The organism is Nocardia tenerifensis NBRC 101015 (assembly GCF_000308715.1).
Classification (GTDB): Bacteria; Actinomycetota; Actinomycetes; order Mycobacteriales; family Mycobacteriaceae; genus Nocardia; species Nocardia tenerifensis.
The window spans coordinates 1-10,318 of the sequence record NZ_BAGH01000414.1 but is presented as its reverse complement, the minus strand read 5'-3'; the positions used below and the strand labels follow the sequence as shown (position 1 = coordinate 10,318).

Here is a 10,318-nt window from a genome sequence, read left to right as displayed (position 1 = left end):
GGCGCCCGCGCCTCGGCGGCCACCGCGGCCGCCCCGCGCAAGCACCACGGCCGGGCGGTCGGCGCCGAAGTCGGTGCGCAGCACGATATCCGGGTCGAGCACCTGGACGAGCGCGTCGAAGTCACCCGCCCGCGCCGCCGCGTAGAACGCGCTTACCACCCGCCGCTGGCGCGCCAGATCCCGTTCGGGGCGCACGATTTCGGCGCTGTGCACGCGCCGCCGCGCCCGGCTGGCGAGCTGCCGCGCGGCGGCCGGTGTGCGCCCGGCGATATCGGCGATCTCGTCGAAGGGCAGCTCGAACATGTCGTGCAGCACGAACGCCACACGCTCCGCGGGACTCAGCCGATCGAGGACGACCAGCATGGCCAGCCCCACCGAGTCCGCGAGCAACGCCTCCTGCTCCGGATCGAGGAGACCATCGGGCACGACGACCGGGTCGGGCAGGTGCGTGTCGAGCGGGTCCTCCGGCCTGCGTCGCCGCGACCGCAGCATATGCAGGCACTCCCTGGCGACCACGGTCGTCAGCCACCCGCCGAGATTGTCGATCTCGTCCGCGTCGGCGGTGCTCAACCGCAGCCACGCATCCTGCACCGCGTCGTCGGCCTCGGCCCGCGAGCCGAGCATGCGGTAGGCCACCGCCCGCAGCCTGGGCCGGTGCCTCTCGAAATGCTCGGCCAGCCAGTCGTTCTCATCCATCGGTCACACCATCCCATCGCAGAGGCTCACCGGGATGAGCCCGCGACCGCCGCGCGTGTGACAAAGACCAGGGCAAGCCCGAAAAACCGGGCGCCGCATCGGATGCGGCGCCCGGTCGATCGACGACTCGCTCAGTGCAGGCGACGCCCGTCCCGCGCGGAGAAGAAGTAGGTGTGCTGCGGGTCGGTGGACAGGCTCACGCGGGTGCCCTTGGCGGGCGGGTTGCGCCAATCCGCCCGCGCCACAATGGTTTCCCCGGCGGCGTTGCCCTGCGAGGTGGTGCGGCCGTAGATGTAGGCGTCGGAGCCGAGCTCCTCCACCACGTCGACCTCCATCTCGATGCCGGTGCCCGAGCCGTTGCCGAGCTCGAGGTGCTCGGGGCGGATGCCGACCGACACCGAGCCCTCGGCCGCGTCGACGACCGAGCGCGGCAGCGGCAGCACGTGGCCGCCGAGCGAGACCGAGCCGTCGGATACCGGGAGCGTGAACAGGTTCATCGCGGGCGAGCCCATGAAGCCGGCCACGAACACGTTGACCGGATCCTGGTAGAGGTCGCGCGGGGTCGCACACTGTTGCAGCAGACCGTCTTTGAGCACCGCGACGCGGTCGCCCATGGTCATCGCCTCGACCTGGTCGTGCGTGACGTACACGGTGGTGGTGCCGAGCCTGCGCTGCAGCTGGGCGATCTGCGTGCGGGTCTGCACGCGCAGCTTCGCGTCCAGGTTCGACAGCGGCTCGTCCATCAGGAACACCTGCGGCTGGCGCACGATCGCGCGGCCCATCGCGACGCGCTGACGCTGACCACCGGACAGCGCCTTCGGCTTGCGATCCAGGTACGGCTCCAGGTCGAGCAGCTGCGCCGCCTCCAGCACCCGCTTCTGCGTCTCCGCCTTGGCGACCTTGGCCAGCTTCAGCGCGAAGCCCATGTTCTCCGCGACGGTCATGTGCGGGTAGAGCGCGTAGTTCTGGAACACCATCGCGATATCGCGTTCCTTCGGCTCGGCGTGCGTCACGTCGTTGGCGCCGATCAGGATGCGCCCGTCGCTGACGTCCTCGAGGCCGGCGAGCATGCGCAGCGAGGTCGACTTGCCGCAGCCCGACGGGCCGACGAGAACGAGGAATTCGCCGTCTTCGATCTCCAGATTCAACTGGTCGACAGCGGGTTTGGTGGCGCCCGGGTAGAGCCGGGTCGCGCGGTCGAAGGTCACCGTGGCCATGACAAAATCACATCCCATCACCGGCAGGAACGTGCCGGACGATCCGAGTAAGGGTTGACCGGCGATGCTACTAGATCTGCTTGGTTCACGCTCGAAATGCTCACATTCGGGCAGACCGGCCGAGGCGCGGACCGGGTCAGAGCCGCCGGGTCGCGGCGACGTCGAACTCCAGTATCACCTTCGGGCTCACCATGATCGCCGTCGCGAAGTTCCAGTTCACGCCCCAGTCCCTGCGATTGATCGTGGCGCTGCCGTGACAGCGGATCCGCTCGCCTTGCGCGCCGGTCAGTTCGAAGTCCACGGTGACCGGCTTGGTCACCCCGCGGATGGACAGATCGCCGGTGACCTTGAAATTGGTCTCGTCGCTCCACTCCATCCCGGTCGAGGCGAAGGTGATGGTCTGGTGGTCGTCGATGCCGAGGAACTTGCCGCACACGAGCTCGTCGCGCTGCGGGTTGCCGGTCTGCAGGCTCTTCGCCTGAACGGTGAGTACGGCGCTCGACCTCGACTGGTCGTCGCCGGCCAGGTGCGCGCCGCCTTCGAACTCGTCGAACTGCCCGCGGACCTTCGTGCCCATCGTGTGCCGGGCGACGAGGCCGATCCGCGTGTGTGCGGGGTCGAGGACGTAGTCGCCGGCCAACTCGCTGAGTGTGGTCATGGTTGCTCTCCTGTGTTGTGGGGTGGTTTTCACCGGTTCGACGACACAACTCCCCGGAATGTGCGGCGTCGAGGTCGCACTCCCGGCGCTGTGTCGTCGTGAGTCAGCGGTCCTTGCCGATCTCGACGTCGACGACGACGCCGTAGTGGTCGCTCGGCCAGACACCGTCGGTCGGCTGGTCGAAGGCGAGATTCGCGCTGCGAATCTCGCAGCGCGCCTTGGGATGTGCGTGCCACGACCCGATGAACACGTAGTCGAGTCGGCGCCGATGCCCTGGCTGGCGGACGATCTGATCGAAAAGCGCTGCGGCGTTCGCGTTCTCGTCGCTCCAGGTATGACCCGGTCCGTCGCCCGCGACTGCCCAGGCGTCGTGGTAATGGACGCTGCGTCCCGAGATCGACTGGCGGCCGGTGAGATAGCGAATGCTCGCCGCGTCGGGCTCGGCGTTGAAATCGCCCGCGATGATCGTCGGCAGGTCGGTGCGGTGGCGGGCGTCGAGATCGCTCAGTGCCACGGCCTGCTGCTCGCGCACGGCTTCGGCGTCCAGCCGCCATGACGCGGTCGCGGAGATGAACAGCACGTCGCCCTCGCCGGGCACCGGAACCTTCACCGCCACTGTGCACCAGGGCACGTCCTTCGCGCCCGCCACGCGCGGATCGAGAACCTCGGCGACGTGATGGGGCCAGCGGGTGGCCACCGCGTTGCCGCCGTAGCGATCGGCGAACGGCGGCGCGTAGGCCATCGCGGCGGACTGATGGGTGCCGTGCAGCCCGGTGCCCTCGAGCAGCGTGCCGAGGTGTTCGTCGTCGACCACTTCCTGCAGCGCGACGACGTCGGGGGCCAGGCGGCGCAGCTCCGCGTTGAGCAGGCCCGGTCGTCCGGGGTCGCCCTCGTTGTTCTGGACATTGATCGTGACGATGCGCAGTCGCATGTGTTGCTCCAGCTTCTCTCCGCCGCTGACGATGGGTGCACTTCTCCGACGAAACAGCTCGTCGAGATGTGAGGTGTGCTCGAGCGGGCGGCATCGACGCATGCCGCCGAATCAGCGACCCGGACTCGGTAACCTCGATCAGGGAAGTTCATCCGAAGCGACGAGGAGCATTTCATGAGTCGAGCCGTTCGTATCGGAGTACAGCTGCAGCCACAGCACGCGCCCAAGTACGGACTTATTCGCGACGCGGTGCTGCGGGCCGAGGACGCGGGCGTCGACATCATCTTCAATTGGGACCACTTCTACCCGCTCACCGGCGACCCGGGCGGCGCCCACTTCGAGTGCTGGACCATGCTGGCCGCCTTCGCCGAGCAGACCGAGCGCGTGGAGATCGGCGCGCTGGTCACCGGCGGCGGCTACCGCAATCCGGACCTGCTCGCCGACATGGCACGCACCGTGGACCACATCAGCGACGGTCGCCTCATTCTCGGCATCGGCGCGGGCTGGTTCCAGCGGGACTACGCCGAGTACGGCTATGAGTTCGGCACTCCCGGCACCAGGCTCGCCCTGCTGAAGGAGAACATGGAGCGGCTGAGCGCCCGCATGAGGAAGCTGAATCCGCAGCCGACCCGCGACATCCCGATCCTCATCGGCGGCGGTGGCGAGAAGAAGACGCTGCGCCTGGTCGCCGAGTACGCCGACATCTGGCACACCTTCGCCGACCTCGATGTGCTCGCGCACAAGAACAAGGTGCTCGCCGAGCACTGCGCCGCGGTCGGCACCGATCAGGCCCGCATCGAGCGCTCGGTGCAGTGGCCCGGCGCGGAGCAGGCGGCGGCGCTCGTCGACGCGGGCGTCTCGCTGTTCACCGTCGGGGTCAGCGGTCCGGAGTACGACCTGAGCGAGGTCGAGCGCGCGATCCGCTGGCGCGACGAGGTGAACCCGGAGCAGGTCAGCGGGCTCGCCTGAGGCGTCCCCGGATTGCCGTGCGGGCAGGACCGGGCGACACCGAATTAGGATCACGCTGATCCGAACTCTGTCGGTCCTGGTCCGGCTCGGCGCGAGCCAGGTGACGCCGCCCCGGCGCCGGGGTAGCTGTGGGTTAGCACTTCGGCGCGGCTAGGGTTCTTCATCATGGCTGGTCTGCCCGCTGTGCGGTCTCGTGCGTTGATCGCCGTGATATTGCTTGCCGTCGGTCTCGCGGCCACGGCGTGCGGTTCCGGCTCCGATGATGCGTCCTCGGAGCGCAACCTGTGCTCCCCGCCGGGGCTCAGCGCGGCGTCGGCCGCGCCGACGAACCTGGCGTCCGCGCAGACCGCCGGGGCGGACAAGTACACGACGGCGAGCACGACGCCGCTGGCCTCGATCGACACCTCGAAGCTCGGCCTGATCACGCCGGGCAAGCTCAGCGTCGGCACCCTCTCGGACGCGCCGCCGAGCATCTGCGTGAACGGCAAGGGCGTCTTCACCGGCTTCGACAACGAGCTGCTCACCGCGATCGCCGCGAAACTCGGCCTGCAGGTCGAATTCTCGGGCACCGAGTTCGCCGGCCTGCTCGCCCAGGTGGCGGGCAACCGCTTCGACGTCGGCTCCTCCAACATCACCACCACCGACGCGCGCCGTCAGCTGGTCGGCTTCACCAACGGCTACGACTTCGGCTACTTCGCCCTCGTCGCGCCCGATTCCGGTCGCGTCAAAGGCTTCTCGGACCTCAACCGCGGCACCAGGATCGCGGTCGTGCAGGGCACGGTGCAGGACGAGTACGTGGTCAACACGCTGCACCTGGACCCGGTGAAGTTCCCCGACTACAACACCGCCTACGCCAACCTGAAGTCCGGCCAGGTCGACGCCTGGGTCGCGCCGTCGGCGCAGGCGGCGGGCGCGATCAAGCCCGGCGACGGAACGGCCGTGGTGCAGAACACCTTCAGCCTGGACAACTTCGTCGGCTGGGCGGTCGCCAAGAACAACCAGCCGCTGATCGACGCGCTCAACAGCGGCCTCGACGCCGTCATCGCCGACGGCACCTATGCCAAGCTCTACAGCGACTGGGTGCCCCGGCAGCTGCCGCCCGGCTGGAAGCCGGGCTCCAAGGCGGCCCCGCTGCCGCAGCTGCCCGACTTCGCCGCCCTCGCCGCGGAGCACAAGCCGGACGCCGCGGCGGCGGTCGCGCCGAAATCCACCGTGCAGCAGCTGAAGGACACGTTCTTCGACTGGTCGTTGTACCGCAAGGCCTTTCCCGACCTGTTCAAGACCGGACTGCCGAATACCCTTATCCTCGCGGTGGTTTCGGGCTTCCTCGGCACCGTCCTGGGCATGCTGCTCGCCGTGGCGGGCATCGCGCGCACCCGGTGGCTGCGCTGGCCGGCGCGGGTGTACACCGATATCTTCCGCGGCCTGCCCGCCGTGGTGATCATCCTGCTGATCGGCCTCGGCATCGGCCCGGTGGCCCGCAACGTGACCGGCAACAATCCGTACTGGCTCGGCGCGGTAGCCCTGGCCTTGCTGGCCTCGGCCTATATCGGCGAGATCTTCCGCTCGGGCATTCAGTCCGTCGAGGCCGGTCAGCTGGAGGCGGCCCGCGCCATCGGCTTCGGCTACCGGCAGGCAATGACGCTGGTGGTGATCCCGCAGGGCGTGCGGCGCGTGCTGCCCGCGCTGATGAACCAGTTCATCGCGCTGATCAAGGACTCGTCGCTGATCTACTTCCTCGGCCTGCTCGCCACCCAGCGCGAGCTGTTCGCGGTCGGCCGCGACCTCAACGCGCAGACCGGAAACCTCTCCCCGCTGGTGGCCGCGGGCCTGGTCTACCTGCTGCTGACCATCCCGCTCACCCACCTGGTGAACTACATCGACCGGCGCATGCGCACAGGCCGGCCGGACCGGCCGATCGACCAGGTCGAGGCCGCCACGATCACGGAAGGGCGCGGATAAATGAGCGCATCCCTCACCGGAACCGGATTGCACTTGACCCTCGGGCACAACCACGTGCTGCGCGGCATCGACATCCACGTCGACGCGGGCAAGACCACCACGGTCATCGGCCCGTCCGGCTCCGGCAAGTCGACGTTGTTGCGCGTGCTCAACCGGCTGCACGAGCCGGACAAGGGTGACGTGCTGCTCGACGGTAAGTCCGTGCTCGCCGAGGATCCGGACCGGCTGCGCCAGCGCATTGGCATGGTGTTCCAGCACTTCAATCTGTTCCCGCACAAGAGCGTCGCCGACAACGTCGCGCTCGGCCCACGCAAGCTGCGCGGGCTGTCCAAGGAGCAGGCGCGCGCCGTCGCGGCGGAGCAGCTCGAGATCGTCGGGCTGTCCGACAAACTCGACGCGCGGCCCGCGAACCTGTCCGGCGGTCAGCAGCAGCGGGTCGCCATCGCGCGGGCGCTCGCGATGAAGCCGGAGGTCATGTTCTTCGACGAGGCCACCTCGGCGCTGGATCCCGAGCTGGTCAAGGGCGTGCTCGCGCTCATGGCCGACCTGGCCTCCGGCGGCATGTCGATGATCGTGGTGACGCACGAGATGGGCTTCGCCAGGACGGTCTCCGACAGCGTCGTCTTCATGGACGAGGGGCAGGTCGTCGAGACCGGCACGCCCGACGCGCTTTTCGACAACGCCGAGACGCCCCGTCTGCAGCGCTTCCTCTCCCAGGTGCTGTAGCGCACCCCTGGCTAACGCGCATTGATGCGCAACTGCTAATGTGTCTGCGCTCACATATCCATCTGTCCACGCTTGGAAAGAGGGAGATCTGATGACAACGGCACATCTGCAGCACACCGAGCACGACCACGCACACGGTCCGGGCTGCGGGCACACGGCGATCGAGCACGGCGACCACGTCGACTACGTCCACAACGGTCACCTGCACCGCGAGCACGACGGGCACTACGACGAGTGCGAGCCGCGGGGCCACACCGAGCACGCGAACCACACCCACGAGCACGGCCCCGGCTGCGGCCACGACACCGTCCAGCACGGCGACCACGTCGACTACGTGCACGACGGACATCGCCACGCCGCCCACGACGGACACTACGACGAGCACTGACCGTCGGTACGAGGTTCTAGAGTCGACGGTGTGATCGAGGCCATCGAGATTCCCACCGCCGCCGGTACTTTCGACGCCCTGTCCAGCGGGGAGCGCGGCGGCCGGGAAGTACTGCTGCTGCACGGCTTTCCGGAGTCGGCCATCGAGTGGGAGTTCCAGCTCCATGCCCTCGGCGGCGGTGGCTGCCACGTCGTCGCGCCCGATCAGCGCGGTTACTCGCCCGGTGTGCGGCCGGAGCAGGCGGCCGACTACCGGCTCGACGAGTTGGTCGGCGACGTCCTGGCGATCGCCGACGAATTGGGTTGGCAGCGTTTCGATCTGGTCGGACACGACTGGGGCGCCCACGTCGGATGGGCGACCGCGGCGGAGTTCCCCGAGCGCATCCGCAGCCTCACCGCGGTCTCGGTGCCGCACCCGGCCGCCTTCCTGCGGGCACTGTCCGAGGACGAGGACCAAGCGCAACGGTCCCAATACTTTTCGCTGCTGCGCCAACCCCGGGCGGCCGAGCGGGCGCTGCTCGCGGACAACGGCGCCGGGCTCCGCACGATCTTCGAATGGAAGATCCCGGAGGAACGCATCGATGAGTACGTCCACCGCTTCAGCCGGCCGGGAGCTTTGACGGCGGCGCTGAATTGGTATCGGGCGATGCATCTGGCCGGCCCGATCGGGCCCGTCTCGGTGCCGACGCTGTACGTGTGGAGCACCGACGACAGTTCCGTCGGCTCCACCGCCGCCCTGGCCACGGAGAAATACGTGACCGGACCCTATCGATTCGAGATGCTCGAGGAGGTGTCGCACTGGATCCCCGAACAGGCCCCCGAGGAGCTGACCCGGCTGATCATGCAGCACCTCCTCGCGCACCGCACATAACGCGCCTGTTCTCCCGACACGGCGACCGCCATGGTGCAGGGTGGACACCGTCGACGCACCGGAGGCCAGTCCATGGACATGAAGGAAATCAACCGCGCGACGATCGCGCGGTTTCGCGCGGGCGGCGAGATCGAGGGCATGCATCGCGACAAACTCGTGCTGCTCACCACCGTCGGCCGCCGCACGGGCAAGCCGTACACCACGCCGATGATGTTCCACCGCGACGGCGACCGCCTGCTGGTCATCGCCTCGAACATCGGCGCGCCCACCCACCCGGACTGGTATCAGAATTTGGCCCGCGATCCCGAGGTGACCGTCGAGGTGGGCGAGGAGACCTACGACGCGCTCGCCATCCCGCTCGAAGGCGATGAACACGAGCGCGTGTGGACGATGCTGAAGCGGGAGTATCCGTTCTTCGCCGACCACGAGACCAAGACCGAGCGCGTGATTCCGGTCGTCGCGCTGACAAGACGGTAACGCGCCGATCCAAAAGGGCGGGCCGCTCCGAATGCGGAGCATGCCCAACACGAATACGCGCAATCTGCACGAGTTGTCCGCGGACCTCGCCGCCGTCGTCCGCGAGGTGGTGGCGACCGGCGAGGACGCGGTCCTCACCGACGACGGCGTCGAGGTCGCGGTCGTCATGTCGATGGCCGACTACGACCGCCTGCACCTGTACGCCGAGCTGGCGGACGCGACGCGACCCGGCTACGCGGGCGCGACGGAGTTCCGCGCGATGTCCATCTCGCAGATGCTCGACGTGCTCGGCGTGCACACCACGGTGGATCGCGGGCTGCGGGCCGAGTTGGGAACGCACGGCGGGTGATTCGGTACGCGGTGGCGGACTGGATACGCGGTGCCTGATCCAGTACGCAGCGACCGATTCACGCACACAGCGTGGCGAACGCTGCCCACAGCAGCGGCGAGTGCTCGATCGTGCGCTCGGTGCGCCAGGCTCGCAGTCGCTCACGCTGCCATTCGGCGAGCGCGGCGACCGGGTCCGGCCGTTCGTGGGCCGCGTCGATGGCGCAGATGGCCTGCTGGAGCGGGTGCGCGTCCGGCGGCGCGCCCGCGATGCGGTGGAAGGCGAGGTCGGTGGGCAGGGCCCAGCGGCTGGCCGTCACCAGCTGTGCCCCGGCGTTGATCATGGCCGCGGTGAGCCCGAGCGCCTCGGTGAAGCGCAGGTCACCGCCGCTCTCGCAGGCGATCAGGGCCACCCGGCTCGGCATGGGCCAAAGGTCGCGTCCGTCAACGGGTTCCGCGGCGAGGGTGTGCGTGCCGAGCAGAAAGTCTTTGGCGGACAACGGGCGATGGGTCCGCGTCGGGGCCGCGAAGCCGAGTGTGTCCGCGGTGCAGGCCAAATGCAGTTCGGCGTGCTCGCTCTGCCCGGACTCGGGGGTCGCTGCGGTGACGTGTCCGACGTAGATCAGCCGGCTCGCGCCGTCGCGGAGCGCCGCGCTGAGCCAGGCGCGGTCGAGATCGGTCCGGCGGAAGGCCTCCACCGGGTCGAGCACTGCGGGGAGCAGGCGCCGCTGTGCCGCGTAGTCGGCGATGCGCCGGGTGAGCGGCGCGTCCGCAGGCATGCGGCCCAGCACCGAGCCGAGGCTGGAGTCGGCACGAAAGCCGGGCACGCGCGGATCGAGCACGGCGACGACGGGCGCGCGGCGCGTCTCGGCCCAATCGCGCACGGTGCGGCCCGGCGCGTGCACGAGGCCGGCGGGGGCGAGCAGGCTGACGTCGGCGATGTCGATCAGGCGCACCGCGGGGTCGGGGGCGATGAGCTCCCACGGGACCTGCGCCACCCGGGGCGAGGGTTGCAGACGGATGTGCGGACGGACGCCCCGCTGATACAGCTCGTAGAGCTGAACGGCGAATCCGTGCGGCAGCAAGGCGCGAGAGAG

General features: G+C 69.0%; 12 protein-coding genes. 7 read left to right on the top strand and 5 right to left on the bottom strand.

What is annotated here, in order from left to right; translation table 11 throughout:
- From ON39_RS32760 to ON39_RS32745, 4 genes are all read right to left on the bottom strand, one after another.
- A partial coding sequence (locus tag ON39_RS32760) for a sigma-70 family RNA polymerase sigma factor (RefSeq protein ID WP_051187418.1) occupies positions 1-696 on the bottom strand: 696 nt, incomplete at its 3' end.
- Positions 697-827: 131 nt separating this feature from the next.
- The gene (locus tag ON39_RS32755) at positions 828-1,913 is read right to left on the bottom strand and encodes an ABC transporter ATP-binding protein (protein WP_040739980.1); all 1,086 of its coding nucleotides are present in this window, start codon (positions 1,911-1,913) and stop codon (positions 828-830) included.
- Positions 1,914-2,049: 136 nt separating this feature from the next.
- The gene (locus tag ON39_RS32750; RefSeq protein ID WP_040739979.1) at positions 2,050-2,571 is read right to left on the bottom strand and encodes a YceI family protein; all 522 of its coding nucleotides are present in this window, start codon (positions 2,569-2,571) and stop codon (positions 2,050-2,052) included.
- A gap of 103 nt (positions 2,572-2,674) precedes the next feature.
- On the bottom strand, positions 2,675-3,502 hold the full coding sequence (locus ON39_RS32745) for an endonuclease/exonuclease/phosphatase family protein (protein ID WP_040739982.1): 828 nt from the start codon (positions 3,500-3,502) through the stop codon (positions 2,675-2,677).
- 174 nt (positions 3,503-3,676) lie between these two features.
- On the opposite strand from ON39_RS32745, the gene ON39_RS32740 reads away from it, so the two are divergent.
- The 7 genes from ON39_RS32740 to ON39_RS32710 all read left to right on the top strand — a co-directional run bounded on the left by ON39_RS32740 (position 3,677) and on the right by ON39_RS32710 (position 9,243).
- Entirely contained in the window at positions 3,677-4,471 is a 795-nt protein-coding gene (locus tag ON39_RS32740) for an LLM class F420-dependent oxidoreductase (RefSeq protein WP_040739978.1), read from the top strand.
- Between the two features lie 165 nt (positions 4,472-4,636).
- Positions 4,637-6,433: an ABC transporter substrate-binding protein/permease gene (locus ON39_RS32735; protein WP_040739977.1), complete on the top strand. Its 1,797-nt coding sequence runs from the start codon at positions 4,637-4,639 to the stop codon at positions 6,431-6,433.
- Positions 6,434-7,159 carry an amino acid ABC transporter ATP-binding protein gene (locus ON39_RS32730; protein WP_040739975.1) on the top strand — a complete coding sequence of 242 codons (726 nt, stop codon included), beginning with the start codon at positions 6,434-6,436 and terminating at the stop codon, positions 7,157-7,159.
- 91 nt (positions 7,160-7,250) lie between these two features.
- A complete protein-coding gene (locus ON39_RS32725) occupies positions 7,251-7,547 on the top strand; it encodes a hypothetical protein (protein WP_040739974.1) in 297 nt (98 codons plus the stop codon).
- Positions 7,548-7,577: 30 nt separating this feature from the next.
- Positions 7,578-8,417, top strand: a complete 840-nt coding sequence (locus ON39_RS32720) for an alpha/beta fold hydrolase (protein WP_040739973.1) — start codon at positions 7,578-7,580, stop codon at positions 8,415-8,417.
- A gap of 72 nt (positions 8,418-8,489) precedes the next feature.
- The gene (locus ON39_RS32715) at positions 8,490-8,894 is read left to right on the top strand and encodes a nitroreductase family deazaflavin-dependent oxidoreductase (RefSeq protein WP_040739972.1); all 405 of its coding nucleotides are present in this window, start codon (positions 8,490-8,492) and stop codon (positions 8,892-8,894) included.
- 40 nt (positions 8,895-8,934) lie between these two features.
- The gene (locus ON39_RS32710; RefSeq protein ID WP_040739971.1) at positions 8,935-9,243 is read left to right on the top strand and encodes a type II toxin-antitoxin system Phd/YefM family antitoxin; all 309 of its coding nucleotides are present in this window, start codon (positions 8,935-8,937) and stop codon (positions 9,241-9,243) included.
- Between the two features lie 58 nt (positions 9,244-9,301).
- Here ON39_RS32710 and ON39_RS32705 read toward each other — a convergent pair.
- Positions 9,302-10,318, bottom strand: a 1,017-nt coding sequence (locus ON39_RS32705) for a CHAT domain-containing protein (protein WP_040739970.1), incomplete at its 5' end; no start/stop codon positions are given.